Origin of the sequence: Comamonas koreensis, assembly GCF_021026195.1 — a bacterium.
GTDB lineage: Bacteria > Pseudomonadota > Gammaproteobacteria > Burkholderiales > Burkholderiaceae_C > Comamonas > Comamonas koreensis.
In genome coordinates, this window is record NZ_JAJNCT010000025.1 from 111,422 (window position 1) to 137,492 (window position 26,071).

Sequence of the window (26,071 nt, forward strand, 5' to 3'; positions counted from 1 at the left end):
GCCTCAGGACGCGGCCATCGGCTGGTCCGTCGCCGCATCGGCAGCGACCGGCTCCATCATGCGCTGCAGCAGCATCGAGTCGCCATAGCTGAAGAAGCGGTACTCCTGCGCGATGGCGTGCCGGTACAGACCCATGATGTGCTCATAGCCGGCAAAGGCGCTGACCAGCATCATCAGGCTGCTCTTGGGCAGGTGGAAGTTGGTGACCAGCATGTCCACCACGCGGAACGGGAAGCCGGGGGTGATGAAGATATTGGTGTCGTCCGAGAGCTGGCCGGTGCGGGCCCAGGATTCCAGGGTGCGCACGGTGGTGGTGCCCACCGCAATGACCCGGCCGCCGCGCAGGCGGCAGCGCTCCAGCGCCGCCAGGGTGGGCAGCGGAATGTTGTACCACTCGCTGTGCATCTGGTGGTCTTTGAGGTTCTCGGTCTTGACCGGCTGGAAGGTGCCCGCGCCGACATGCAGGGTCACGCTGGCGCGCTCCACGCCCTTGGCCTCCAAGGCAGCCAGCACCTTTTCGTCAAAGTGCAGTGCCGCAGTGGGGGCCGCCACGGCGCCGGGGTTCTTGGCAAACACGGTCTGGTAGCGCTGCTCGTCCTCGGCCTGGTTGGGATCCTGGCCGGTCTGCTGCTCGCGCTCAATATAAGGGGGCAGGGGGATGTGGCCGTGCTGCTCCATCAGTTCCCAGGGCGATTCGCCCTGTGGGCCGGTCAGGCGCAGGCGGAACAGCGCGCCCATCTCATTGGGCCAGCGGCCCAGCAGGGTGGCGTCAAAGCCGCCAGCCTTCTTGCCGCCCATCATGTGCAGCACGCCGCCCACGGCCGGCTTCTTGCTGACCTTCATATGGGCCACGACTTCGTTGTCCTGCAGCACGCGCTCGATCAGCAGCTCGATCTTGCCGCCGCTGGATTTCTCGCCAAAGATGCGCGCCTTGATCACCTGGGTGTCGTTGAAGACCAACAGGTCGCCGGCCTGCAGCAGATCGGGGAGTTCGTGGAAGCGGCGGTCCACCAAGGTAGGCTCACGCGCATCCAGCAGGCGGGAGCCGCTGCGCTCGGCAGCCGGGTGTTGGGCAATCAGTGCTTCGGGCAGCTCGAAATCGAAATCGCTCAGGTGAAATGTGCGGCGGGCACCGGAGAAGGCAGTCATCTTTGGCTCATGCAGGCGGAACACACCTGCAGCTCACAGGGATCAAAACAAGGGGGCGATTGTGCCACTGTGGCAGAGGCGCAGCAGGCTGCGCGGGCTTGGCCCGGTTGGGGGCTGCCTCCTACGTGCCTGTGCAGCGCAGTTGCTATAGTGGCCCGATGCAAAATCTTCGCCACTGGATGAGCTTCGCGTTGGTCTGGATTCTGGGTATCCTCGCGGCTCCTGCTGCCGGGGCTGCGCAGGAGGAAACCCTGCGCGTGGGCTCCAAGCGCTTTACCGAATCCTATGTGCTGGCCGAGATTATGGCGCAGCAAGCGCAGGCCGCCGGGGTCAAGACCCAGGTGCGCCAGGGCCTGGGCAACACGGCCATCGTCTATGAAGCGTTGCGATCCGGGCAGATCGATGTCTATGCTGAATACAGCGGCACCATTGCGCTGGAGATTGCCAAACATGCCAATGGCAGCGATCTGGCATCGCTGAATGCGGCGCTGGCGCCGTTGGGCCTGGCCGTCGGTGTGCCCCTGGGCTTTAACGATGGCTATGCGCTGGCCATGCGCCGCAAGCAGGCCGAGGAGCTGGGTATCCGCAGCCTGAGCGACCTGGCGCGCCACAGCGAACTGCGCTTTGGCCTGTCGAACGAATTCATTGGCCGGGGCGATGGCTGGCCGGGCCTGGCCCAGCGCTACAGCCTGCAGGCCAAGCCCCAGGGACTGGACCATGGCCTGGCCTATGAGGCCATCACGCAAAAGCACATCGATGTGATGGATATCTACACCACCGATGCCAAGATCGACCACCTGGGCCTGTTGGTGCTGGAAGATGACCAGGCCTATTTTCCGCGCTATGACGCGCTGCTGCTCTATCGCCAGGATCTGCCCCAGCAAAAGCCCATCGCCTGGGCGGCTCTGCAAAAGCTGCAGGGCCGGATCAGCGAGGAGGCGATGATCGGCATGAATGCCCAGGCCGAGCTGAACGGCCTGGGCTTTGCCGAGATTGCCAAACAATTTCTGGCGGGTGGGGCGCCGCAGGCGGCTGCGGCCACGCCGGCCGATGCAGGGGCTGGCGGCCAGCCCTCCTTTGGCGCCCGGCTGTGGTCGCGGCTGGTGGCGCCTGATCTGTGGCGGCTCACGGCGCAGCATTTGGCGCTGGTGCTGATCTCCGTGGGCGTGGCAGCGCTGATTGCGGTGCCTGCCGGCATTCTGCTGTTTCCGCATGCGCGTTCCAGGGCCTTGGCACTGGGCGCGGCTGGCGTGCTGCAGACGATTCCATCACTCGCACTGCTGGCGGTGCTGATTGCCTGGTTTGGCGTGATAGGCCGCCTGCCGGCGCTGGTGGCGCTCACGGCTTACTCCATCTTGCCGATCTTGAGCAATACCTGTGCGGGGCTGGCCGAGGTGTCACCCGGCCTGCGCAGTGCGGGCTCGGCGCTGGGCATGACGCGGCCGCAACGCATGCGCTGGGTGGAGCTGCCGATTGCGATGCCCACGGTGGTGGCGGGTATCCGCACCGCCTGCGCCATCGGCATTGGCACGGCGACGATTGCGGCCTTTATTGGCGCCGGCGGTTTGGGCGAGCGCATTGTGACCGGCCTGGCGCTGAACGACAGCGCGTTGATGATGGCCGGTGCCTTGCCCGCCGCAGCGCTGGCCTTGCTGTCAGAGCTGGTGTTTGAGCTCTGGGAGCGCTACCTGCGGCGCCGGCGCGTGCGGCGCTGATACTACGTGCTGCTTGCGCAGGCACTGTTTTTTTAACCAGTCGTGCGGCAAAGCATGCCAGAATGCAGCATTGCTGAAACTGCCTCCATGTCTGCTGCCACGCCTGCCAACTCCGCTGAAGATGCCGCGCCTGTGAAGGGGCGCAAGCCTGGCCGGCCGCGCAAGGCGGCTGCGGCAACGCCTGGCGCTGCGGCTGCCGCCAGCGCCGCAAAGAATCCAGCGAAGAACCCGGCCCAGCAGGCCCTGGCCAAGTTGGGGCTGACGCGCGATATCGATCTGGCCCTGCACCTGCCACTGCGCTATGAAGACGAGACCCGCATCATTGCGCTGCGCAATGCCCGCGATGGCGAGGTCGCGCAGATCGAGGCGACGGTGGTGTCTGCCGATGTGCAGCTGCGCCCCCGCCGCCAACTGGTGGTGCGGGTGGAAGACGCCAATGGCGACCCCTGCGAGCTGCGCTTTTTCAGCTTTTACCCCTCGCACCAGAAGACCATGGCTGTGGGCAATACCTTGCGTATCCGGGGCGAGGTCAAGGGCGGCTTCTGGGGGCGGCAGATGCTGCACCCGGCCTTTCGCCTGGCCGGTGGTGAGTTGCCCCAGTCGCTGACCCCCGTCTACCCCACCACGGCCGGGCTGCCCCAGCCCTATTTGCGCCGCGCGGTGATCAGCGGTGTGCAACGCGCCGATCTGAGCGAAACCCTGCCGCCCGGTGTGGACCTGCCCTATGCCCGCTACCAGGGTGAGGGCGGCCTGGGCCGCGCCTATACCTTGCGCGAGGCGCTGCAGTTTTTGCACCACCCGACACCCGATGTGGCGCTGGCCACCCTGGAAGACCACAGCCACCCGGCCTGGCAGCGCCTCAAGGCCGAGGAGCTGCTGGCGCAGCAGCTGTCGCAACTGACGGCCAAGCGCGAGCGCGACAGCCTGCGTGCCCCCGCGCTGGCGGCACAGCGCATGGCCGATGGCAGCCTGAACCTGCATGAGCAGTTTCTGGCCGCGCTGCCCTTTGCGCTGACCGGGGCGCAGCGCCGGGTCTGCGAGGAAATCGCCCGCGATCTGGGGCGCCACATACCGATGCACCGCCTGCTGCAAGGCGATGTGGGCTCGGGCAAGACCATTGTGGCGGCACTGTCGGCGGTGATCGCCATCGACGCGGGCTGGCAGTGCGCGCTGATGGCGCCCACCGAAATCCTGGCCGAGCAGCACTTTGCGAAGCTGGTGGGCTGGCTGGAGCCACTGCTGGCGCCACGCGGCCTGAAAGTAGCCTGGCTGGCCGGTGCGCAAAAGAAGAAGCAGCGCACCGAAATGCTGGCCCTGGTCGAGAGTGGCGAGGCCGCGCTGGTGGTGGGCACGCATGCCGTCATCCAGGACCAGGTGCAGTTCAAGAAGCTGGGGCTGGCCGTCATTGATGAGCAACACCGCTTTGGTGTGGCCCAGCGCCTGGCACTGCGGCAAAAGTTGCTCTCCACCGGTATGGAGCCGCATATGCTGATGATGAGCGCCACGCCCATCCCGCGCACCTTGGCGATGAGCTACTACGCCGATTTGGATGTCTCCACCATCGACGAGCTGCCGCCAGGCCGCACACCGGTGGTCACCAAGCTGATCAGCGACAGCCGGCGCGACGAGGTGGTCTCGCGCATCGCCGACCAGATTGCCCAGGGGCGCCAGGTGTACTGGGTCTGTCCGCTCATTGAAGAGAGCGAGGCGCTGGACCTGTCCAATGCCACCGCCACCCATACCGACCTGAGCGAGGCGCTGCCCGGGGTCATGGTCGGCCTGCTGCATTCCCGCATGCCAACGGCCGAGAAAAAGGCGGTGATGGCCTTGTTCACTGAGGGCGTGATGGGTGTGCTGGTGTCGACCACAGTGATTGAAGTGGGGGTGGACGTGCCCAACGCCAGCCTGATGGTGATTGAGCATGCCGAACGCTTTGGCCTGAGCCAGCTGCACCAGCTGCGCGGCCGGGTAGGGCGGGGCGCTGCCGCATCGGCCTGTGTGCTGCTCTATGCCGTGGGGGACAACGGCAAGCTGGGCGAAACCGCCAAGGAGCGTTTGCGCGCGATGGCGGAAACCGCCGATGGCTTCGAGATCGCACGGCGCGATCTGGAAATCCGGGGGCCAGGTGAGTTTCTGGGCGCGCGCCAGTCGGGAGCGCCGTTGCTGCGCTTTGCGGATTTGGAGGCAGACAAGCATCTGCTGGAATGGGCGCGCGAGCTGGCCCCGCACATGCTCGATCGTTGGCCTGAGCTGGCCGCCAGCCATGTTTTGCGCTGGTTGGGTGGCCGGGCGGAATACCTCAAAGCTTGAAAACTAGTACATCTCTACCAGTTTGGTTGCATGGCAGCATTGCAAACAAGATTTAAAAGTTGTGAAAACACGACGAAATCTAGGTAAATATTGATTGATTCGTGCTATGGCTCTTGCGCACAATGATGACGGTGTTGTTCAAATAGAGGATATAAAACGCATCCTGTAACTAGATTTAGGGCGCTGTGCGGTCGCCGAAACCGCAAATATGTCTTATTTAACAGGGAGGTAGCGACGTAGTTTGCAGCATGACTGTGTAGCATTGTGTAAATGCCAGCATCCATATTTACCCACGCATCCGGTAAGCGAGCGCTTGCATTTGACGCATAATAGATTAATCCTATTTTTGTCGTCACGCATTGGCACCCATGGTGCTCCGGAATAGAGTACAACTCATAGCTTGCGGTTCTGATGAAACACAGTGTGGCACTTTGGCCTCTGGCGCTATAGCCAGGTGGTCCACAGGCCATGCACAATACGCGATTCGCACTAAAAACTGACATGACACTTACAGAGCTCAAATATATTGTTGCTGTCGCCCGTGAAAGGCACTTCGGCCGCGCCGCTGATGCCTGCTACGTGTCGCAACCTACCTTGTCTGTTGCCATCAAAAAGCTGGAAGAAGAACTCGAGGTCAAGCTGTTTGAACGCAGTGCCTCGGAAGTGTCAGTCACCAGCCTGGGTGACCAGATCGTGCGCCAAGCGCAAATCGTGCTGGACCAAGCCGCCGCCATCAAGGAAATTGCCAAGCGCGGCAAGGACCCGCTGGCCGGTGTGCTGACCCTGGGTGTGATCTATACCATCGGCCCCTATCTGTTGCCTGAGCTGGTTCGCCAGTCGATCGAGCGCACGCCGCAGATGCCGCTGATGATCAACGAGAACATGACCGCCAAGCTGCTGGAAATGCTGCGTACCGGTGAGATCGACTGCGCCATCGTGGCCGAGCCTTTCCCCGATACCGGTCTGGCCATGGCCCCTCTGTATGACGAGCCCTTCTTTGCGGCCGTGCCCAGCGTGCATCCGCTCGCTACGCGCGACAGCATCTCGGCCAGCGAACTGAAAAACGAGACCATGCTGCTGTTGGGCGCTGGCCACTGCTTCCGTGACCATGTGCTCGAAGTCTGCCCCGAGTTCGCCCGCTACTCCAGCAACACCGAAGGCATCCGCCGTACCTTTGAAGGCTCGTCGCTCGAGACCATCAAGCACATGGTGGCCGCTGGCATGGGCGTGACCTTGGTGCCCCGCCTGTCGGTGCCCAAGGATGCGCTGGAGAAGGGTGTGCGCCGCCGCAAGTCGGACGAGACCCATATCCGCTACATTCCGCTGACCGACGAGATCAACGACGAAGCACCGAAGCGCCGCGTGGTGCTGGTGTGGCGCCGCAGCTTCACCCGCTACGAAGCCATCGCCGCTCTGCGCAATGCCATCTTCGCCTGCAACCTGCCAGGCGTGACCATGCTGCAAGCCTAAAGCGCGCTGCACGGTTTCTTTTGGACCCCATGCACGGCATGCCGGCATGGGGTTTTGTATTTTCTGAGGTGTTGTGAACGTGTTGTCTGTGTTGTTGCCGCATCGGCGGCTGTCGTCGTTGGCCGCTGGCCGAGACCGGTGTTGCCAGGGTTCGTGCTTCGCCGCTCTGATGCTTTTCGGTTCCGAGCAAGCGATGGCCCAGAGCAGTCACCTGCCTGGGGGATCAAGCTTCGTCTTTGATGCCTTGGCCATGCTGGATGCCTGGATGCCGGCGCTGCTCGCCGCCTGGTTGCTGGCGGGGGCGCTGGTTTGGCGCTGGCTGCCGCGCAGGCAGACTGCTGTTCTGTATGCCGCCCAGCGGCCTGTGGCAATGCCGCTGAGCGTGGCGGCCGGCTGCCTGCTGGTGTTTGCGATGCTGGCCTGGGTGGTGGTCTACCCGGAGCATTCTGGCCATGCCCGCCTGTTGGCCGCAGATGCAGCGGCCCAGCAATGGGCACAAGCCCATGTCTCGGCGCCAATGCGCGAGGTTCTGCATGTGTTGACCGCTGCTGGCGATGTGCGCTGGCTGGCGGTCCTGGTGCTGCTGGTGGCCGCCTGGCTGGCGCTGGGCGCGCAGTGGCAGGCCTTGTGGGCTTGGGTGTTCTTTATCGGCCTCAATGGGCTGGCGGTGCGCCTGCTGAAGAATCTGCTGGACCGTGCCCGCCCCGAGGTGCTGCATGAGATGCTGACCTCGGGTGCGAGTTTTCCCAGCGGTCATACTTCTGGTGCCGTGGTCGTCTATGGCTTGCTATGGCTGGTGCTGCGCGGTCGGCTCTCGCCTGCTGCGAGTCGCATCCTGGCTTGGGTCTGCAGTGCCCTGGTCGTCATCATTGCATTGAGCCGCATCCTGCTGCAGGCGCACTTTGCCAGCGATGTGCTGGCTGGCGCGCTGCTGGGCCTGGCCTGGTGTGCACTGGCTGCCCTGGTACTGGGGCGGGGCGGGCGCGCAAATTGACAAAGACAGGGCACAGGGTAGCGCTGTGACGCTATGCTTGCTGCCATGTCTGCTGCCGCCCGTCCCTCCATCTCTCTATCCGAGCGCTTTGCGCTGTACCTCGATCTGATCCGCTTCAACCGGCCTGCTGGCTGGCTGGTGCTGGTCTGGCCCACCTTGGTGGCGCTGTGGGCGGCGTCAGGGGGCTTTCCGGGGTGGCACCTGGTGCTGGTGTTTGTGCTGGGTACTTTTTTGATGCGCAGCGCTGGCTGCTGCATCAATGACATTGCCGACCGCAAGTTCGACCGCCACGTGAAGCGCACGGCCCAGCGCCCGATCACCACGGGCAAGATTTCGGTGTTCGAGGCGGCTATGGTGGGCGTGGTGCTGACCTTGCTGTCGCTGGCGCTGGTGCTGACCACGCGCTGGGAAGCGGTGGCCTGGTCGGTGCCTGCGGTGCTGTTCACCATCCTCTATCCCTTTACCAAGCGTTTCTTTGCGATGCCCCAGGCGTTTTTGGGCATCGCCTTCAACTTTGGCGTGCTGATTGCGTTTGCCGCCGTGCAAGGCCAGGTGCCGATGATGGCCTGGCTGCTGTGGCTGGCCAATATGTGCATGGTGCTGGCCTATGACACCGAGTATGCGATGGTGGACCGCGATGACGATCTGAAGATCGGCATGAAGACCTCGGCCATCACCTTGGGCCGTTTTGATGTTGCCGCGATCATGGCTTTCTTTGGGGTGTGCCTGGTTCTGACGGTGCAGGCGCTGGCGCCCCTGCAGCTGGCCTGGCCCTGGTGGCTGGGCGTGGCCGTGGCAGCGGCGCAGATGCTGTGGCACTACAGCCTCATCCGCCTGCGCACGCGCGAAGGCTGTTTTACCGCCTTCAGCAAAAGCCATTGGATTGGCGTGAGCCTGTTTGCCGGTGTGGCCCTTGCCTTTGCGCTGTGACCGGGCTGTGACAGTGGCGGCATTGTCGGTTTTTGGGAACGCTTACGGATTCTGACACGGAGCTTTCATCGCCAGCGGCGACAAAGAGAGGTTGTTTGCCACTCCCTCTACTGCTGCCATGTTTGCTCTTCGCTCCATTTCGTCTGCCTGCCGCGTCAGCGTGCGGGCATCCCAGGGCCTTTCGCTGGCCGCTGCGTTGCTGCTGGGGGCCGGCATGCTGCCCGCCTCCGCCCAGACCACCCTTGCTGCTGGTGAGGTTGCGGTCATCGGTTTCGCCTCGAACACTCCCGACTCGGTCAGCCTGGTCTTGTTGCGCGATATCGATGCCGGCACCGAGATCCGTGTGACTGACAATGGCTGGCTCAATACCGGCGCATTTCGCGCAGGTGAGGGTGTGCTGATCTGGACAGCCGCAGATGCTCTGCCAGCGGGCACCATCATCAAGATCAGCGCCGCTGACACCAAGACACCGTCAGCCAACCATGGCAGCGTCGGCGCGACAGGCAGCTTCAACCTCGCCGCAGGGGGCGACAGCGTGCTGGTCTACCAAGGCTCTGAAGCTGCTCCCCACTTCCTGTATGCCGTCAACAATGTGGACGCTGGCTCGTGGGACACCAATGCCACCAATTCCAATACCTCTGCATTGCCACCTGGCTTGGTCAACGGCAGCACGGCCATTGCTTTGGTCAAGCAAAACAACTTCGCCTATGACCGCACCAAGGGCGTCACAGAGGGCACCGCATCCGAGCTGCTGTCGGCCATTAGCAAGGCTGCCCACTGGACGGGTGCAGGCGCCGAAGTCACGAAGATGACGGTCCTCGACCCGGATGCGGGCGAAACGGCTCTGTTCACACCAAGGGCCGATACGAAGGCGGGCAGCTCCGACGCTTCTGCCGGCATTGCACTTGACGCCAGCTACATGGTGGTGGGTGACGACGAAGGCAATGTGCTGCGCGTCTTCCCCCGGGGTGGCGGCGCAGCCATCAAGGAGTGGGATTTTGGCACCTTGCTGGGCCTGACCAAGGAGCTGGACCTGGAGGCTGGCACCCGCATCGGCAACACCTTGTATTTCACCGGTTCGCACAGCAACAAGTCCGATGGCAGCGAGGCAGACAACCGCGAGCATCTGTTTGCCGTTGATGTGGCGGGAACGGGCGCCAATACGGAGTTCAGCTTCAAGGGTTCATACGGCGGTCTGGAAACGCAGCTCAACACCTGGGACAGCGGTAATGCGCATGGCAAGGGCGCCAACTACTACGGCTTTGCAGCCTCTTCGGCAGACAAGGTGCCGCCAGAGTCGGCATCTGGTTTCTCCATCGAAGGTATGGCTGCCACTGCAGACGGCCAGCTGCTGCTGGGTTTCCGTGCACCATTGGCCAGCGCGCAGCTGCGCAACCGCGCGCTGGTCATCCCGATCACCAACCCCGCCGCCATGGTGGCGGGAACGGCGCCAGTGCTGGGCGCACCGATCGAGCTGAACCTGGGTGGCCGGGGTATCCGTGACATACAGCGTACGGATGACGGCAAGTTCCTGATCCTGGCTGGCCCGCCGGGCAAGGCTGATCCTGCCGTCAACACCAACTTTGCCTTCTTTGTCTGGAACGGCCCAGGCACGACTGCGGTGCAGCAGCTGGACAATGTGCTGGACAACCTGCTGCGCAGCACCGGCGGCAGCTTCGAGACCCTGGTCAGCCCCACCAGCACCGCCCAGGGCACGACCGTGCAGCTGCTGCAGGACAATGGCGACACCATCTGGCCGGGCAAGGGCTCGGTCTCCAAGGGTCTGCCTTTTGCAGACCAGCAGTTCCAGGGCAACACCGTCAAGCTCGGCGGCCCCATTGCTGCGGACACCACCGCCCCCGTGCTGCAAAGCAGCAGCCCGCTGCAAAATGCGGTGGACGTCGGCAAGACGAGCGTTGTGCGTCTGCAGTTCAGCGAAACTGTGCAGCGCGGCAGCGGCAATATCTCGCTGCTGGAAGGTAGCACTGTTGTCGCCACGGTGCCGATGACCGATGCGCAAGTGACCATCGATGGCAGCGCGCTGAGCTTCAAGTACCGCGAAGGCTACCAACCGGGCAAGACCTACAGCCTGGTGCTGCCCGCCGGTGCCGTGCAGGACATGGCCGGTAATGCCTTGACTGCCGAGCAGAAGCTGACCTTTACCGTCAGCAGCGCCGTGGCAGCTACCGCCAAGGTGCTGGTTTCCGAGGTCAATTCCAACGCCGACGGCGGTGATTTCTTTGAGTTGTACAACTACGGCACGACACCCGTCGATTTGACGAACTGGGGCTGGACCGACAGCAGTGGCGCGCTGCCCAGCACCTTTCCTGCGGGTACCAGCTTGGCTGCCGGTGCCCGGCTGGTGGTGTTGAACGAGACCACGCCCGAAGCCTTCCGCACTGCCTGGGGTCTGGATGCCGGCACGGCCGTCATCCTGGTCGCCGGCCAAGGACTGGGCAAGGGTGATGCTGTCCTGGTGTACGACGCCAATGGCTATGTGGCGGCAGCCATGAACTATGGCAGCAAGGCGCTGACGGCGACCGATGGTTCGACCGTGGCGCCTGCCAAGAACCCCAGTGGGGCAGCGGTTTCCACCAGCGACCATGCCGGTGCAGCGGTGCGCAATGCGGGCACCACGGTAGGTAATGGGGTGTCGGCTGTCTGGGATGGCAGGTCCACGTCCGAGCCGCGCTATACCGCAGCAGCGGTCGGGGTGCTCGATGCGAAGGCTCAACCTTCGAATGCCGCCAACATCGGCTCGCCCGGCTTTGCACAAAACCTGGCGCCTGTGCCCACGACCGCTATCTCCGCCGTGCAAGGCTCGGGCGATGTCTCGCCAATGCTCGGCCAGACGGTGACGGTGCGCGGCATCGTCACCGCCTACCTGCCTGGCCTCAGCGGCTTCTACATCCAGTCACTGCCGGAAGACGATGACAAGAATGATGCGACCTCCGAAGCGGTGTTCGTCTACTTTGGCAACAACCAGCCTGCCGGTATCAACGCCGACAGCATTGGCCAGGCGGTGCAACTGACTGCCACGGTCAGCGAGTACAACGGTCTGACCCAGCTGGGCGGCAACAACCTGGCGGTCAGCGTTCTCAATGCCGGTGCCAAGCAGCCCCTGCCTGCGTTGGTGGAGCTGAAACTGCCGATGGCCGACTACGCCAGCTGGGAGCGCTACGAAGGCATGCGTGTGCGCATCACCGGCAGCACCGGCCCGCTGGTGGTGACGGACAACTATTACCTGGGCCGCTATGGCACCGTCAGCCTGAGTGACTCCGCCAAGCTGGTGCAGTACACCGAGCTGAATGCGCCCAGCGTGGCGGGCAACACCGCCTATATGGAGAGCGTCAAGCGCAGCCATATCGTGCTGGACGATGGCAGCAGCACGCAAAACCCGGAAACGGCACTTGGGCGCAATGGCCAGGATCTGAGCGCCAGCAACACCCTGCGTGCGGGCGACAGCACCACGGCAATTGAAGGCATTCTGGACCAGTTCATCGACAAGAATGCGGGTGCCCACCAGACCAGCTACCGCGTGCAACCGCTGCAAAAGCCCATCTTTACCGGTGCCGCACGCCCGACGGTGGCCGACCTCCAGCAGGCCATTGGCAGCCCAACGGTCAAGATTGCTTCGGCCAACGTGCTGAACTTCTTCAGCACCTTGGGCACGGCCAAGTTCAACAACCCCTATGGCGATTCGCTGGAAGGCCGTGGTGCCGACAATGCGGCAGAGCTGACCCGGCAGACCGACAAGATCGTCAGCAACCTGCTGGGCCTGGACGCCGATGTCTACGGGCTGATGGAAATCCAGAACAATGGCTTTGACACCAGCAGCGCGCTGGCGACCTTGACCCGGGCGCTGAACGCCAAGCATGGCAGCGAGGTCTATGACTATGTGAAGGGCCCCTTCAATGCCGGTGGCTCTAAGACGGCCGTCGCGGCTGGCCATGATGCCATCTCGGTGGCTGTCATCTACCGCAAGGACCGTGTCAGCCCCGTGGGCGTGCCTGCAGTGCCTGATGAGGCGCAGTACGATGCCTTCAATGCCACCTATGGCAACCGCGTGCCGCTGGCCCAGACCTTCGAGAAGACGCTGGCGAGCGGCGGCAAGGACCAGTTCACCGTGGTGGTCAACCACCTGAAGTCCAAGGGCAGTGTCAACGACCCGGACACCGGTGACGGCCAAGGCGCCAACAACCAGTCGCGCAAGCGTGCCGTCGAGCAGCTGCAAAACTGGCTGGCAGGCAACCCGACGCAAGCGGGCAATGGCAAGAACGTGCTGATGGGCGACTTCAACGCCTATGCCAAGGAAGACCCGATTTCCTTCCTGGAAAGCAAAGGCTACAAGAAGCTGGGCACCGGCCAGTATTCGTACAGCTTCCAGACCCTGTGGGGATCGCTGGACCATGTGCTGGTCAGCCCGGCCCTCGCCAGCCAGGTGGGCAATGTGCTGAAGTGGCAGATCAATGCGGAAGAGCCGCCGGTCATCGACTACAACACCAACTTCAAGAGCGCCGCGCAGGTCTCGTCGTTCTATGCGGCTGACGCCTACCGCTCCAGCGATCACAACCCGATTGTGCTGGGTCTGAACCTAGAAGGCGCGCCGGTCGATCCGAAGCCGGAGCAGCACTTTGATGTGGCGTTGCCAGCTCCCGGCGGTGGCGGCAGTGCTGCAGTGCAGTGGACCAGCGCCGATGCCTGCCGCCTGGCCCAAGCGCCGGTGGCCGTGGCTGCTGCATCGCTGGGTGCGCTGCCCCAAGGCCTGAGCGTGCCTTACGGCGCTCTGCAGTGGACGGCCACGGGCTGCGCCATGGGTGGCAATGGCACGATGCGCATCAGTTACCCATCGGCCCTGCCGGCCAATGCCAAGTACTGGAAGTTCGGTCCCACCAAGTCCAACACCACCCCACATTGGTACAACCTGCCGTCGACTGTGAACGGCAACACGCTGTCCGTGCAGATCGTAGACGGTGGGGATGGGGATGACGACATGGTCGCCAACGGCCAGATCGCGGATCCAGGTGGTGCTGGCTGGTTGGCGGATGTGCCGGTAGATCCAGGCACTCCTGTCGACCCAGGTACCCCAGGCGTCGGCAGCGCTGTGCCGGTGCCTGCCTTGGGTCTGTGGAGCCTGCTGAGCCTGAGCGGCTTGCTGGGTCTGCTGGCGGCGGTTCGCCGCCGTATCGGTCTGAGCTGCTGAGCACAAGCTGCCCTGGCGGCCCTGGGCCGATCCGCCCCGCTCTCAAGGACTTGCTTGCAAGTCCTTTTTTCATGCCCGAGCGATGGCCGTTTTCAAGCCGGATTTCGGTGCGCTGCCAATGAAATGCAGACAAAAAAGCGGCCATCACTAGATGGCCGCTAACACTGGAGTCGCAGGAAAAAACGTTAATTTTTTCGAAGAATTGCGTGGATACTTCGAAAAAATGTCTCAAATCATGGTGTTGTGTAAGCCAGAGTTTAATCCAAAGTGTCAAACACTGCATCATCCGGGCCTACAAAAGCCGGAGAACGCCAGGTGACATCCCGCAAATTACGGGCAATCTGGTTCTCAACGCCCATCAAAACCGCAAACAAAGCCATGCGCACAGGAATGCCATTGTCGGTCTGGCGGAAGATGGCCAGGCGTGGATCGAGGTTCAGATCGGTCGACAGATCATTGGCGCCGGCGCGGGCATCGCGCGGCAGCGGGTGCATGATGATGGTGTCAGGTTTGCACACGGCATCGACGAGCGATTTCTGCACCTGGAACTCGGGCGTGTAGCCCTCGATGTTCTCACCGGCAAAGCGCTCCTTCTGGATGCGCGTGGCATAGACCACATCGGCGCCCTTGAGGTCCTGCAGCGAGGTCGAGACCTCCACCACATGGCCATTGGTCGAGGCCAGCTCGATCAGGTAGGCAGGCATCTCCAGCGAGCTGGGCGAGATGAGGGTGAACTTCATGCCCTTGTAGAGCGACAGCAGGCGGATCAACGAGTGCACCGTGCGGCCGTACTTCAGGTCGCCGACCATGGCGATGTGCGCGCCATCCATCAGCTTGCCCAGGCGCGAGAACTCGCGCTGGATGGTGTACATGTCCAGGATCGCCTGGCTCGGGTGTTCGCCCGGGCCGTCGCCCGCGTTGATGACGGGGATGTTGGTGGCGCGTGCAAACTCGGCCACCGAGCCTTGCTCGGGGTGGCGGATGACCAGCGCATCGACATAGCCCGCCATCACGCGGCTGGTGTCATAGATCGATTCGCCCTTGGCCATCGACGAGAAGGTGAAGCCGGTGGTATCGCAGACCGAGCCACCCAGGCGGCTGAAGGCGGCGCCAAAGCTCACGCGGGTGCGGGTGCTGGCTTCAAAGAACAGGCTGCCCATGACGGCGCCTTCGAGCACGCGGCAGACCTTGTGGCGGCGCGCAATGGGCTGCATCACATCGGCAATGCGGAAAAGTTCTTCGAGGCTTTCGCGCTCCAGCTGGGCCACCGACAGCAGCTGCGGACGGCCATCGGCAGACATGCGCTCGGCCAGCGGGCGGTGGTGCTTCTGGGCATCGTGGCCGGCTGCTTCACGGTACAGGATTTCGGAGACAAACTTCTGCGCCATATCGGGCATGGCGCGCGCTTCGCCCGAAGCCTCGGGCAGCAGCCAGGTGTCCAGGGTGCGGCGTCGCACGCCCAGGCGCTCGGCAAAGGCGTCGCGCGTCAAGTTCAAACGGCGCATTGCGTCGCGAAGAAAATCCTGTTGGCTGTCCATGGGCCGTGCTCCGATGCAGAGGAATGAATGCGGCCGAATTATACGCTTTGCGTTTGACTTTTGTGTGAAATATACGCAATGCGTTGCCGCATTTCTGCAAAGTTGCTGGCGCAGGACGGGTAGCGCGCCTGCCTTCTGCGCAAGGCAGGCGCTGCAGGGCTGGTTTAGCCGCCGAACTCGTCGCCAAGCGCCTTGGCGCGGCGCTCGGCAGCGTGCATCGCGCCGATGAAGTGGGCAGCAATATCGGCGCCGCGCATGTGCTCCAGCGCGGCAAAGGTGGTGCCGCCCTTGCTGGTGACGCGCTCACGCAGCACCGCTGGCGCTTCGCCCGACTGTGCAGCCAAGGCCGATGCGCCGCTGAAGGTGCCAATCGCCAGCTGCAGTGCCTGCTCGGCGGGCAGCCCCATCTCGGCACCGGCTTGCTGCATGGCTTCGAGGAAGTAGAAGACATACGCAGGGCCCGAACCCGACAGCGCGGTGACCGCATCAAGCTGCGACTCTTGCTGCACCCAGACCAGCTGGCCGGTGGTGCTGATGATCTGCTCGGCCAGTTGCTGCTGGGCGGCGCTGACTTGGGGGCGGGCAAACAAGCCCGTCATGCCTTGGCCCACCAGGGCCGGGGTGTTGGGCATCGCGCGCACGATCTGGTCATTGCCCAGCCACTGGGCAATGCTGTCGCTGCGGATGCCGGCGGCCACGCTCAGGTGCAGCGCATGGCGGCTGTGGTCGGCAACGGCGGCAGCGGCCTGGGCAAAGGTTTGTGGCTTGACGGCCCAGACAACGACTTGGGCCTGCGCCAGGCTGCTGTCAGCAGCGGGCAGCGCATGGATGCCGAACTGCTGCTGCAAGGTCTGGCGCTGGGGCTCGTAGGGCTCGACGACCTGGATACGGTCTTTGGGCAGGCCTTGGCGGATCAGGCCGCCGATGATGGCGCTGGCCATGTTGCCGCCGCCGATGAAGGCAATGGTGGGGAATTGGGACAGATCGGTAGTGGACATGGCGGCAGGTGCAAACAATGAGAAAAGAGGGCAGAACCAGCGCGGGCTGCTGTGGCTGCCACTATAGCGGCGGCCTGCACAAAGCTCAAACCGCCAGCGCGGCAAGCCATGCGGGGCGCACAGGTTTTGCTATCAATTTCAATTGCGATGCGATTGACCTGCGCTGCCAGATGGGTTGCCAGATGCATTGACTGATGCAGTGGTGCAGGCCGGCGTCTCCACCAGCGCCAGAAACTGCGTGACCTGGGCGGGGTTGAAGTTGTTGTCGCTGACCAGCAGCAGCACGCGCTCGCCGCTGGCCAGGCGCGGGCCCCAGGTCATGCCTTCGAGGTTGTCCACGGTGCGCAGGCCCAGGTGTGCAAAATCCAGCAACAGCTCTTTATGGGCCGGCGTATATGCGGCGTCGTTTAGCGCATCGGTCGCCAGGGTGTCGCTGGCTTCCTGGGTGTTGATGCGGTAGAGGCGCGCGGAAAAACCGGCGCCCAGCACATAGGCGCGCTCCAGCACCAGCAGGTGGTTGGGGCCATCGGCCAGGATCTCGCTGACGCCATTGATGGCGATCAGGGGCAGCAGCAGGTTGTCCTTGGGCAGCGCATCGGGGATGTAGGCGATCTGCCGCACGGGCTGCTGGCTGGCCAGATCGTACTGGGTGATGCGCAGCGGCCCGCCGATCTGGCCCCGGCGCGGCAGCGGGCCGTCCTGGCGCAGGGCGCCTTCCATCGATAGCCACAGGCTGCGCTGGTCCTCGCTGATCGCGATGCCTTCCAGGGTCATATTGTTGCGCGGGCCCCGGCCAGTTTCGGGCTGCAGCGGGCCCTGCAGCAGCGCGGGCAGCGGCCAGGTTTTTTGCCAGCTGCCATCCAGCCCGGCCTGCTGCAAAGAGGGCCCAAAGCCCCGTGCAAAGTCTCCTTCGCTGCTCCAGACCACACTGCGCCCGCCGGGCAGCAGGCGCAGTGCTTCAGGGTCCGGCACCGCTGTACCGGCTGTGGCTGTGCGGTTGCTGGGGTAGGGCGTGCCAGATGGTGTTTGCAGGTAGTGCTGGTGCGTGATGCTGACTTGCTGCAGGCCGCTGGCGTCATAGCGGATGCGGGCCTGGTACCAGCGGGCGTTGTCCTTGGCTGAGCGGTCGTCGCTCACCAGGTGGTAGCTGTCATTGGCCGGGTCGTAGTCAATGGACGACAGCCCGCCGATGGGCACGCCGGCCCATTGCGTGTCCAGCGGCCAACGCTGCTCACCCAACAGCCGCAAGGCGGGGCTGCCGGGCGTGTGGCAGGCGACGGCGCCAGGGGTGTTGGGGGATGGAGAAGCGGGGGCTTGGGCCGGTTCCGGAGAGGTCTTGCAACCGGCTAAAAACAGCACCAGAACGGAGAGCGACAGCGCGTTGAATAGACCGAATGAATAATGTATTTGAGTATTGATTTTCATAGCATTTTCAGCAAGTGTATCGCGCTTGTTGCACCGGCAATTGTTGACATTTTCAAACGCGTCTCGCTACTTATCATCTCGCCTGCTTGGACCTGCATGCCGCAGGTCGGCGTGATGAAGGGGTAAGAGAAATGACATCAAACATACAAAAATGGTCGGCGGAATGCCTGGGAACGTTCTGGCTGACTTTTGGCGGTTGCGGCAGCGCTGTGCTGGCCGCTGCTTTCCCTGAGCTGGGAATTGGCCTCCTGGGCGTATCGCTGGCTTTTGGCCTGACGGTGCTGACCGGCGCCTATGCCTTTGGCCCGATCTCGGGCGGCCATTTCAACCCGGCCGTGTCCGTGGGCTTGACGGTGGCCGGGCGCTTCAAGGCGTCCGAGCTGCCGGGCTACATCATTGCCCAGGTGCTGGGCGCGATTGTGGCCGCTGGCCTGCTGTACCTGATTGCCAGCGGCAAGGCTGGCGCCCAGGTCACGGACCTGGCGACCAATGGCTTTGGTGAACACTCGCCCGGCAAGTTCTCGATGCTGGCCGCGCTGCTGACAGAAGTGGTGCTGACGGCCGTGTTCCTGCTGGTGATCCTGGGCTCGACCACCAAGAAGGCCGCTGTGGGCTTTGCCGGCATGAGCATTGGCCTGTGCCTGACCTTGATCCACCTGATCTCGATCCCCGTGACCAATACCTCGGTCAACCCTGCACGCAGCACCGGCCCGGCGCTGTTTGGCCCCGCGATTGCGCTGGAGCAGCTGTGGCTGTTCTGGCTGGCGCCGATTGTCGGTGCAGCCATCGGTGCGCTGATCCACCGCGCCTTGCTGCGTGGCGACGAGGAATAAGCGGCTTCCATTGAAAGCATAAAAAACAGGGGCTGCGGCCCCTGTTGTCGTTGTGAAGCGGTGGCTTATCGCGCCGTGGTCTGGCGCACCGCCTGTTCCCAGCGCGCCATCAGCGCATCGGCACGCGCCTTGTCCTGTGTGGGCATAAAGCGGCGCTCGGCCTTCCACAGCGCAGACAGCTCTTCGCTGTTCTGGTAGATGCCGGTGGTCAGGCCCGCCAGGTAGGCGGCGCCCAGGGCGGTGGTCTCCACGCAGGCGGGACGCACCACCGGAATGCCCAGCAAATCGGCCTGGAACTGCATCAGCAGGTTGTTGACGCTGGCGCCACCATCGACCCGCAACTCGCTCACCGGTTGGCCGCCATTGGCGACGGCATCCAGGCTCATGGCTTGCAGCAGTGCCGCGCTTTGGTAGGCAATGGATTCCAGCGCCGCGCGGGCAATATGCGCCACCGTGGTGCCCCGGGTCAGGCCGGTGATGGTGCCCCTGGCATCGGCATCCCAGTAGGGCGCCCCCAGGCCGGTGAAGGCGGGCACCATCATCACGCCGCCGCTGTCGGGCACGCTCTCGGCCAGCTGCTGCACCTGGCCACTGTGCTCAATGGCGCGCAGGCCATCGCGCAGCCATTGCACGACGGCGCCGCCGACAAACACACTGCCTTCCAGCGCGAACTGGGCTTGGCTGTCGGTCTGTGCGGCGCTGGTGGTCAGCAGGCCGTTGCGCGAGGGGTGGAACTGCGTGCCGGTGTGCATCAGCATGAAGCAGCCGGTTCCATAGGTGTTCTTGGCCATGCCCGGTGCAAAGCAGGCCTGGCCAAACAGTGCGCTTTGCTGGTCGCCAGCCATGCCTCCAATGTGGATGGCGGCGCCCAGCACCTGGGCGGCGGTATCGCCAAAATGGCTGGCCGAGGGCTGCACCTCGGGCATCAGCGAGCGCGGAATGTTCAGCAGGTCCAGCAGCTCCTGGTCCCAGGTGTTGCTGTGCACGTTGAACAGCATGGTGCGGCTGGCATTGCTCACATCGGTGACATGGCGCTGCCCCTGGGTCAGCTGCCAGACCAGCCAGGTATCGACGGTGCCAAAGGCCAGCTCGCCGCGCTCGGCGGCGGCGCGTGCGCCCGGCACATGGTCCAGCAGCCACTGCAGCTTGGTGCCCGAGAAATAGGCGTCCACCAGCAGGCCGGTCTTTTGCTGTATGCGTTCGGCATGGCCATCGGCACGCAGCTGGGCGCAGACGGGCTCGGCACGGCGGTCCTGCCAGACCAGGGCGTTGTGGATGGGCTGGCCGGTCTTGCGGTTCCAGATGATGGTGGTTTCGCGCTGGTTGGTGATGCCCAGGCTGGTGACCTGGCTGGCGCTGATGCCGGCGGCCTTCAGTGCCTCTTGCGCCGTGGCCAGCTGCGTGCCCCAGATCTGCATCGGGTCGTGCTCCACATGGCCGGGGCGGGGGTAGATTTGCGGCAGCTCGCGCTGCGCCTGGGCCACGATGGCGCCCTGGCGGTCAAACACGATGGTGCGGGAGCTGGAGGTGCCCTGGTCCAGAGCGAGCAGATAGGTCATGTCTCAAGGCCGGTCTGAGCCGGTATGTCAGTCAAGTCAACAAAGGGGCGAGGGGCTGTGCCTGGCCGTCAGGCGACGGTGCAGCGCACATGGGCTTCCTGCAGCAGCCGGGGGAAGGGCTCGGGCGGCGGCGCATCGGTAAACAGCCGGTCGATGCGCGACAGCGGGCCCACTTCGACCATGGCCGGGCGGCCAAACTTGCTGTGGTCGGCCGCCATCCAGACCTCGCGCGCTTGGTCCATGATGGTCTGGGCCACTTTCACCTCGCGGAAGTCGTAGTCGCGCAGGCTGCCATCGGATTCGATGCCGGAGATGCCGATCAGCGCGATGTCCACGCGGAACTGGCGGATGAAGTCCACTGCGGCCTCGCCGATGATGCCCCGGTCTCGGCCGCGCACCACGCCGCCGGCCACGATGACTTCGCAGTCGGCATTGCTGCTCAAGGTGGCCGCCACATTGAGGTTGTTGGTGATGATGCGCAGCCCCCGGTGCTGCATCAGCGCGCGGGCAATGGCCTCGGTGGTGGTGCCGATGTTCAGGATCAGCGAGCAGTTGTGCGGCACCTGGGCGGCCACGGCCTGGGCGATGCGGGTCTTGCCGTCGGCATTGAGGGCTTCGCGCTGCTGGTGGGCCAGGTTCTCGGTGGTGGAGTTGGGCACGCGCACGCCGCCGTGAAAGCGGGTAAGCACGCCGGCTTCGGACAGCCGCTGCACATCGCGGCGCACGGTCTGCAGGGTCACGCCCAGAAAGGCGGCCAGTTCCTCGACAGTGGCCGAGCTGCGGCGCTGCACCTCTTGCAAGAGCAGCAGTTGGCGTGGATTGCTGTTGTAGAGCTCCGTCATGGCGTGGATCTGAAACGAATAAAAACGAAAACTCCCGCCAATATAGTGCAAAACGCAACAGTTCGGCCAGCCGCTGCGGGCACGCGCTGAGGCGCTTTTGCAGCAGCAGCCATGGCTGGCGGGTGGTTTTGTCATCAGATTGGCATGCCATGCTGGCATGCTGGGCTGCGGAGATCTTGGGGTTTGCAGACGGCAAATTTTGCAATAACGAACACAAAAGATCAAAAACGAATAAAATTTAGAGACAAAAGCGCAAAAGCGAATCTCCGCTTCCAGGCTTTGGCTATTTGCCGCGCTGCTGCCCTGTTCGCCAGCGCCGCAACCCTCAGACCTTCATATCTACTTCGCATGTCCACTGCTGCTGCACCGCTGTCTGTTCACCGTACTGATTTGCTGGCCCGCCTGGGCGCCACGCCGGTGTTTGATCTGGTGGTGGTCGGGGGCGGTGCCACCGGCCTGGGCGTGGCGCTGGATGCGGCGGCACGCGGCTTCAAGGTCGCGCTGCTCGAAGCCATGGACTTTGCCAAGGGCACCTCGTCGCGCGCCACCAAGCTGGTGCATGGCGGCGTGCGTTACCTGGCACAAGGCAATATCTCGCTGGTGCGCGAGGCCTTGCACGAGCGCACCACCTTGCTGAACAATGCACCGCACATCGCCCAGCCGCTGGCCTTTGTGATGCCTTCCTACAAGATGCTGGACACGCCGTTCTACGGCATCGGCCTCAAGATGTATGACGCGCTGGCGGGCAAGGCGGGCCTGGGCTCCACCCAGTTTCTGTCGGCCGGCGCCACGCGCCGCCTGCTGCCCACGGTGCAGGACAAGGGCTTGAAGGGCGGCGTCAAATACTGGGATGGCCAGTTCGACGATGCCCGCCTGGCCATCGCGCTGGCCCGCACAGCGGCTGCCAAGGGTGCGTTGCTGGTCAACTACTGCCCGGTGATGGAGTTGGTGCAGGAAGAGGGCCGCGTGGCCGGCGTGGTCTGCCGGGATGCGGAATCCGGCCAGCGCTACACAGTGCGTGCGCGCTGCGTGGTGAATGCCACCGGCCCCTGGGTGGACCACCTGCGCCAACAGGATGCCGAGCTGATGGGCAAGCCCGTCAAGCCCATGGTGGCGCCCAGCCAGGGCGTGCACCTGGTGGTGGACCGGGATTTCCTGCCATCCGACCATGCCTTGCTGGTGCCCAAGACGGCCGATGGCCGGGTGCTGTTTGCGGTGCCATGGCTGGGCAAGGTGATTCTGGGCACGACCGACACGCCGCGCCATGACCTGGCGCGCGAGCCCCGTCCGTTTGAGGAAGAGCTGAACTTCATCCTGAGCGAGGCGGGCAAGTACCTCAGCCGCGCGCCGACGATGGCCGATGTGCGCAGCATGTGGGCTGGCCTGCGTCCGCTGGTCAAGCCGCAGGACGACGATGGCGAAAACACCAAGGGCATCAGCCGCGAGCACACGGTGCTGACCAGCAAATCCGGCATGGTGACCGTGACCGGTGGCAAGTGGACCACCTACCGCGCGATGGCCGAGGACGTGCTCAATGCCTGCTTCGATGCCCAGCGCCTGCCGCGCAAGCCCGGTGGTGTGACCGTGAAGCTGCCGCTGGTGGGTACGCCAACATCGGGCCGCGCCCAGCACAGCATGCACATGGCCCAGGGCATGCACTCCTATGGCAGCGAGGCCGATTTTGTAGCCACCCTGCCGGGTGCGGACATCTGGCTGGCCAACTGCCTGAGCGAGGCCATGGTGCGCTTTGCCGCGCGCTTTGAATATGCGCGCACCGTGGAAGACGTGCTCGCCCGCCGCAGCCGCTTGCTGTTCCTGGATGCGCGCCTGGCTGCCAAGCTGGCCCCGCGCGTGTCGGCCATCCTACAGGAAGAATTGGGGTCAGACACTGCGCTGACCGCCTTCCTGGTGCTGGCGCAGCAGTACGCCGGCGAAAAAGTGGCGTAAAAATACAAATTTACCGCTGGTTTGGGTACGCGCTCTTGACGGAGTGTGCTAGCTCTGACAGAATGGAGGGCTTCGCGTTTAATGCGCGAGGTTTCTGCCCAGGAGAAGCATCGTAAATGGTTGCGGTGTGGACGACGGGCCCAAGACTGACTGGCTGCTTGGCTGTCCATGAGGATTAATTCTTATTGGGCTGTCTGGTCTGCTGGTGCAAGTTGGGAATATTGAAATGATCCAGACAGAATCTCGACTCGAGGTTGCCGACAATACCGGCGCGAAGTCTGTCCAGTGCATCAAAGTGCTGGGTGGTTCGCACCGTCGCTATGCGAGCGTTGGTGACATTATCAAGGTGAGCGTGAAAGAAGCTGCTCCACGTGGCCGCGTCAAAAAAGGCGAGGTTTACAGTGCTGTGGTGGTGCGTACCGCAAAGGGTATTCGCCGTGCTGACGGTTCGCTCGTCAAATTCGATGGCAACGCTGCTGTGTTGCTCAACGCCAAGCTGGAGCCTATCGGCACCCGCATCTTTGGCCCCGTGACCCGTGAACTGCGTACCGAAAAGTTCATGAAGATCGTGTCGCTGGCCCCTGAAGTTCTCTAAAGGAATAGCACTATGAACAAGATTCGCAAGGGCGACGAAGTTATCGTGCTGACCGGCCGTGACAAGGGCAAGCGTGGCGTTGTGACGCTGCGTGCGGACGACTCTCACCTGGTGATCGAAGGCATCAACATGGTGAAGAAGCACGTCAAGCCAAACCCCATGAAGGGCACCAACGGCGGTATCGTGGAAAAGGCCATGCCTATCCACCAATCCAACGTGGCTATCTTCAATGCGGCAACCGGCAAGGCTGATCGCGTGGGCATCAAGGTGAACGCCGACGGCGCACGTGTTCGCGTGTTCAAGTCCAATGGCGCTGATATCGCAGCCTAAGGAGTAAGACATGGCAAACGTTGCACGACTGCAAAAACAATACCGTGAGCAAATTGCTCCGGAACTGATGAAGAAGTTCGGCTACACCTCCTCCATGGAAGTGCCTCGCCTGACCAAGATCACCCTGAACATGGGTGTGAGCGAAGCCGTCTCCGACAAGAAGGTGATGGACAACGCCGTGGCTGACCTGACCAAGATTGCTGGTCAGAAGCCTGTGGTGACCAAGGCCAAGAAGGCTATCGCTGGTTTCAAGATCCGCGAAGGCCAAGCTATCGGCTGCATGGTGACCCTGCGTGGCGTTCAGATGTATGAATTCCTGGACCGTTTCGTGACCGTGGCTCTGCCCCGCGTGCGTGACTTCCGTGGTATTTCTGGCCGCGCCTTTGATGGCCGTGGCAACTACAACATCGGCGTCAAAGAACAAATCATCTTCCCTGAAATTGAGTACGACAAAGTCGACGCACTGCGTGGTCTCAACATCAGCATTACGACGACTGCGAAGAATGACGACGAGTGCAAGGCACTGTTGCAGGCTTTCCGCTTCCCGTTCAAGAACTGAGGTGATGCATGGCTAAACAAGCACTGATCCAACGCGAACTGAAGCGTGAAAAGCTGGCTGCCAAGTACGCAGCCAAGTATGCAGAACTGAAGGCCATCGCCGGCGACGCCAAGCGTTCCGACGAAGAGCGCGATGCAGCCCGTCAAGGCCTGCAAAAGCTGCCTCGCAATGCAAACCCCACTCGTCAACGTGCACGTTGCGAAATCACGGGTCGTCCCCGTGGCACTTTCCGTCAATTCGGTCTGGGCCGCGCCAAGATTCGTGAACTGGCATTCGTCGGCGCCATCCCTGGCGTGACCAAGGCCAGCTGGTAAGCAGTCAGGAGATTAAACATGAGCATGAGTGATCCAATCGCTGACTTGCTGACCCGTATCCGTAACGCACAAATGGTGTCCAAAGCCACCGTGCTGGTTCCTTCCTCCAAAGTGAAGGTTGCCATTGCACAGGTTTTGAAGGACGAGGGTTACATCGATGGCTTCGAAGTGAAGACCGAAGATGGCAAGTCTGAACTCGCAATTACCTTGAAGTACTACGCCGGTCGCCCAGTGATCGAGCGTATCGAGCGCGTGAGCCGTCCTGGCCTGCGTGTGTACAAGGGCTGCACTGCAATTCCCCAAGTCCAAAACGGCCTGGGTGTTGCAATCGTGACCACGCCTAAGGGTGTGATGACCGATCGTAAAGCGCGCGCTGCCGGTGTCGGCGGTGAAGTGCTTTGCTATGTGGCTTAACGCGGCATTGAAGGAGAAATACTGACATGTCCCGTGTAGCAAAAATGCCTGTGAGCATCCCCCAAGGTGTGGATGTCTCCATCAAGGAAGACCAAATCAGCGTCAAGGGCGCAGGCGGCACGCTGCTGCTGACCCCCAACGCCCTGGTCAAGGTTTCCAACAACGACGGTAAGCTGGCTTTCGAGCCGGTGAATGACTCCCGTGAAGCCAATGCCATGAGCGGCACCATGCGTCAGCTGGTGAACAACATGGTGGTTGGTGTGAGCAAGGGCTTCGAAAAGAAGCTGTCTCTCGTCGGCGTGGGTTACAAGGCCGCTGCTTCTGGCAGCAAGCTGAACCTGAGCGTTGGTTATTCCCACCCAGTCAACTTTGAAATGCCTGCTGGCATCACCGTGGCCACCCCTACCCCTACGGAAGTGGTGATCAAGGGTGCTGACCGCCAACGCGTTGGTCAGCTGGCAGCTGAGATTCGTGCCGTTCGTCCTCCCGAGCCTTACAAGGGCAAGGGCATCCGTTATTCGGATGAGAAGGTCACGATCAAAGAGACTAAGAAGAAATAAGGAGCTGCATCATGTTGAACAAGAAACAGCAGCGTCTTCGTCGTTCCCTGCAAACCCGTATCCGCATTGCCAACCAAGGCGTTGCGCGTTTGACGGTGAACCGTACGAACCTCCATATCTATGCCACGATCATCTCTGGCGACGGCACCAAGGTCATTGCTACCGCATCTACGGCAGAAGCCGAAGTGCGCGGCAACCTGGGCGCTGCCGGCAAGGGTGGCAACACCGCCGCAGCTACTCTCATCGGCAAGCGCATCGCTGAAAAGGCGAAGGCAGCTGGCGTTGAGAAGGTTGCATTCGACCGTGCAGGTTTCGCCTACCACGGCCGCGTCAAGGCTCTGGCTGATGCAGCCCGCGAAGCCGGCCTGCAGTTCTAAGCGGAGTGG

General features: G+C 63.0%; 21 protein-coding genes. 15 read left to right on the top strand and 6 right to left on the bottom strand.

The features are described 5' to 3' along the window. Window positions 1–3 precede the first annotated feature (3 nt). Window positions 4–1,149 carry a tRNA preQ1(34) S-adenosylmethionine ribosyltransferase-isomerase QueA gene (gene queA / locus LPW39_RS18425; RefSeq protein ID WP_230778554.1) on the bottom strand — a complete coding sequence of 382 codons (1,146 nt, stop codon included), beginning with the start codon at window positions 1,147–1,149 and terminating at the stop codon, window positions 4–6. 158 nt (window positions 1,150–1,307) lie between these two features. Here queA and LPW39_RS18430 point away from each other — a divergent pair, with 158 nt between their 5' ends. The 6 genes from LPW39_RS18430 (at window position 1,308) to LPW39_RS18455 (ending at window position 13,771) form a co-directional block, all read left to right on the top strand. After that, on the top strand, window positions 1,308–2,864 hold the full coding sequence (locus LPW39_RS18430) for an ABC transporter permease/substrate-binding protein (protein WP_230778555.1): 1,557 nt from the start codon (window positions 1,308–1,310) through the stop codon (window positions 2,862–2,864). Between the two features lie 87 nt (window positions 2,865–2,951). Next, window positions 2,952–5,174 carry an ATP-dependent DNA helicase RecG gene (gene recG, locus LPW39_RS18435; RefSeq protein ID WP_230778556.1) on the top strand — a complete coding sequence of 741 codons (2,223 nt, stop codon included), beginning with the start codon at window positions 2,952–2,954 and terminating at the stop codon, window positions 5,172–5,174. Window positions 5,175–5,675: 501 nt separating this feature from the next. Beyond that, a complete protein-coding gene (locus tag LPW39_RS18440; RefSeq protein WP_021028298.1) occupies window positions 5,676–6,644 on the top strand; it encodes a LysR substrate-binding domain-containing protein in 969 nt (322 codons plus the stop codon). Window positions 6,645–6,837: 193 nt separating this feature from the next. After that, complete coding sequence (locus LPW39_RS18445; RefSeq protein WP_230778557.1) at window positions 6,838–7,638, top strand: phosphatase PAP2 family protein; 801 nt, start codon at window positions 6,838–6,840, stop codon at window positions 7,636–7,638. A 45-nt stretch (window positions 7,639–7,683) separates the two neighbouring features. Further along, window positions 7,684–8,568 (top strand): 4-hydroxybenzoate octaprenyltransferase, encoded by an 885-nt coding sequence (gene ubiA / locus LPW39_RS18450; protein WP_407928873.1) that lies wholly within the window; start codon window positions 7,684–7,686, stop codon window positions 8,566–8,568. 118 nt (window positions 8,569–8,686) lie between these two features. Then, on the top strand, window positions 8,687–13,771 hold the full coding sequence (locus tag LPW39_RS18455; RefSeq protein ID WP_230778560.1) for an ExeM/NucH family extracellular endonuclease: 5,085 nt from the start codon (window positions 8,687–8,689) through the stop codon (window positions 13,769–13,771). A gap of 257 nt (window positions 13,772–14,028) precedes the next feature. Here LPW39_RS18455 and LPW39_RS18460 read toward each other — a convergent pair whose 3' ends face one another. From LPW39_RS18460 to LPW39_RS18470, 3 genes are all read right to left on the bottom strand, one after another. Then, complete coding sequence (locus LPW39_RS18460; RefSeq protein WP_133855846.1) at window positions 14,029–15,309, bottom strand: aspartate carbamoyltransferase; 1,281 nt, start codon at window positions 15,307–15,309, stop codon at window positions 14,029–14,031. 164 nt (window positions 15,310–15,473) lie between these two features. Then, a complete protein-coding gene (gene proC / locus LPW39_RS18465; RefSeq protein WP_230778562.1) occupies window positions 15,474–16,307 on the bottom strand; it encodes a pyrroline-5-carboxylate reductase in 834 nt (277 codons plus the stop codon). Between the two features lie 138 nt (window positions 16,308–16,445). Further along, a complete protein-coding gene (locus LPW39_RS18470) occupies window positions 16,446–17,732 on the bottom strand; it encodes an esterase-like activity of phytase family protein (protein WP_230778564.1) in 1,287 nt (428 codons plus the stop codon). A gap of 131 nt (window positions 17,733–17,863) precedes the next feature. Here LPW39_RS18470 and aqpZ point away from each other — a divergent pair, with 131 nt between their 5' ends. After that, window positions 17,864–18,565 (top strand): aquaporin Z, encoded by a 702-nt coding sequence (aqpZ, locus tag LPW39_RS18475; protein WP_230778567.1) that lies wholly within the window; start codon window positions 17,864–17,866, stop codon window positions 18,563–18,565. Between the two features lie 65 nt (window positions 18,566–18,630). On the opposite strand, the gene glpK is transcribed toward aqpZ, so the two are convergent. Both glpK and LPW39_RS18485 read right to left on the bottom strand, forming a co-directional pair. After that, window positions 18,631–20,124 (bottom strand): glycerol kinase GlpK, encoded by a 1,494-nt coding sequence (gene glpK / locus LPW39_RS18480; RefSeq protein ID WP_230778569.1) that lies wholly within the window; start codon window positions 20,122–20,124, stop codon window positions 18,631–18,633. Between the two features lie 68 nt (window positions 20,125–20,192). Further along, window positions 20,193–20,966, bottom strand: coding sequence for a DeoR/GlpR family DNA-binding transcription regulator (locus LPW39_RS18485; RefSeq protein WP_133855841.1), 774 nt, complete (start codon window positions 20,964–20,966; stop codon window positions 20,193–20,195). Between the two features lie 348 nt (window positions 20,967–21,314). Between LPW39_RS18485 and LPW39_RS18490 the strand changes: the two genes are divergently transcribed. The 8 genes from LPW39_RS18490 (at window position 21,315) to rplR (ending at window position 26,062) form a co-directional block, all read left to right on the top strand. After that, window positions 21,315–22,913: a glycerol-3-phosphate dehydrogenase/oxidase gene (locus LPW39_RS18490; protein WP_230778570.1), complete on the top strand. Its 1,599-nt coding sequence runs from the start codon at window positions 21,315–21,317 to the stop codon at window positions 22,911–22,913. 226 nt (window positions 22,914–23,139) lie between these two features. Then, complete coding sequence (rplN, locus tag LPW39_RS18495) at window positions 23,140–23,508, top strand: 50S ribosomal protein L14 (protein WP_027016133.1); 369 nt, start codon at window positions 23,140–23,142, stop codon at window positions 23,506–23,508. Window positions 23,509–23,520: 12 nt separating this feature from the next. Beyond that, window positions 23,521–23,838 carry a 50S ribosomal protein L24 gene (gene rplX / locus LPW39_RS18500; protein ID WP_133855839.1) on the top strand — a complete coding sequence of 106 codons (318 nt, stop codon included), beginning with the start codon at window positions 23,521–23,523 and terminating at the stop codon, window positions 23,836–23,838. Window positions 23,839–23,848: 10 nt separating this feature from the next. Further along, window positions 23,849–24,397, top strand: coding sequence for a 50S ribosomal protein L5 (gene rplE, locus LPW39_RS18505; protein ID WP_133855838.1), 549 nt, complete (start codon window positions 23,849–23,851; stop codon window positions 24,395–24,397). An 8-nt stretch (window positions 24,398–24,405) separates the two neighbouring features. Beyond that, on the top strand, window positions 24,406–24,711 hold the full coding sequence (rpsN, locus tag LPW39_RS18510; RefSeq protein WP_133855837.1) for a 30S ribosomal protein S14: 306 nt from the start codon (window positions 24,406–24,408) through the stop codon (window positions 24,709–24,711). Between the two features lie 18 nt (window positions 24,712–24,729). After that, on the top strand, window positions 24,730–25,125 hold the full coding sequence (gene rpsH, locus LPW39_RS18515) for a 30S ribosomal protein S8 (protein ID WP_021028310.1): 396 nt from the start codon (window positions 24,730–24,732) through the stop codon (window positions 25,123–25,125). A gap of 26 nt (window positions 25,126–25,151) precedes the next feature. Beyond that, window positions 25,152–25,685: a 50S ribosomal protein L6 gene (gene rplF, locus LPW39_RS18520; RefSeq protein ID WP_133855836.1), complete on the top strand. Its 534-nt coding sequence runs from the start codon at window positions 25,152–25,154 to the stop codon at window positions 25,683–25,685. 11 nt (window positions 25,686–25,696) lie between these two features. Further along, window positions 25,697–26,062, top strand: a complete 366-nt coding sequence (gene rplR / locus LPW39_RS18525; protein ID WP_133855835.1) for a 50S ribosomal protein L18 — start codon at window positions 25,697–25,699, stop codon at window positions 26,060–26,062. Window positions 26,063–26,071 lie beyond the last annotated feature (9 nt).

Coding starts and splice junctions, on each gene's coding strand:
- proC (WP_230778562.1), bottom strand. CDS start 16,307: ATGTCCACTACCGATCTGTCCCAATTCCCCACCATTGCCTTCATCGGC.
- rplR (WP_133855835.1), top strand. CDS start 25,697: ATGTTGAACAAGAAACAGCAGCGTCTTCGTCGTTCCCTGCAAACCCGT.
- rpsN (WP_133855837.1), top strand. CDS start 24,406: ATGGCTAAACAAGCACTGATCCAACGCGAACTGAAGCGTGAAAAGCTG.
- rplE (WP_133855838.1), top strand. CDS start 23,849: ATGGCAAACGTTGCACGACTGCAAAAACAATACCGTGAGCAAATTGCT.
- glpK (WP_230778569.1), bottom strand. CDS start 20,124: ATGACCTATCTGCTCGCTCTGGACCAGGGCACCTCCAGCTCCCGCACC.
- LPW39_RS18440 (WP_021028298.1), top strand. CDS start 5,676: ATGACACTTACAGAGCTCAAATATATTGTTGCTGTCGCCCGTGAAAGG.
- rplN (WP_027016133.1), top strand. CDS start 23,140: ATGATCCAGACAGAATCTCGACTCGAGGTTGCCGACAATACCGGCGCG.
- LPW39_RS18460 (WP_133855846.1), bottom strand. CDS start 15,309: ATGGACAGCCAACAGGATTTTCTTCGCGACGCAATGCGCCGTTTGAAC.
- rplX (WP_133855839.1), top strand. CDS start 23,521: ATGAACAAGATTCGCAAGGGCGACGAAGTTATCGTGCTGACCGGCCGT.
- rpsH (WP_021028310.1), top strand. CDS start 24,730: ATGAGCATGAGTGATCCAATCGCTGACTTGCTGACCCGTATCCGTAAC.
- LPW39_RS18485 (WP_133855841.1), bottom strand. CDS start 20,966: ATGACGGAGCTCTACAACAGCAATCCACGCCAACTGCTGCTCTTGCAA.
- aqpZ (WP_230778567.1), top strand. CDS start 17,864: ATGACATCAAACATACAAAAATGGTCGGCGGAATGCCTGGGAACGTTC.
- LPW39_RS18490 (WP_230778570.1), top strand. CDS start 21,315: ATGTCCACTGCTGCTGCACCGCTGTCTGTTCACCGTACTGATTTGCTG.
- LPW39_RS18470 (WP_230778564.1), bottom strand. CDS start 17,732: ATGAAAATCAATACTCAAATACATTATTCATTCGGTCTATTCAACGCG.
- queA (WP_230778554.1), bottom strand. CDS start 1,149: ATGACTGCCTTCTCCGGTGCCCGCCGCACATTTCACCTGAGCGATTTC.
- LPW39_RS18430 (WP_230778555.1), top strand. CDS start 1,308: ATGCAAAATCTTCGCCACTGGATGAGCTTCGCGTTGGTCTGGATTCTG.
- recG (WP_230778556.1), top strand. CDS start 2,952: ATGTCTGCTGCCACGCCTGCCAACTCCGCTGAAGATGCCGCGCCTGTG.
- rplF (WP_133855836.1), top strand. CDS start 25,152: ATGTCCCGTGTAGCAAAAATGCCTGTGAGCATCCCCCAAGGTGTGGAT.
- ubiA (WP_407928873.1), top strand. CDS start 7,684: ATGTCTGCTGCCGCCCGTCCCTCCATCTCTCTATCCGAGCGCTTTGCG.
- LPW39_RS18445 (WP_230778557.1), top strand. CDS start 6,838: ATGGCCCAGAGCAGTCACCTGCCTGGGGGATCAAGCTTCGTCTTTGAT.
- LPW39_RS18455 (WP_230778560.1), top strand. CDS start 8,687: ATGTTTGCTCTTCGCTCCATTTCGTCTGCCTGCCGCGTCAGCGTGCGG.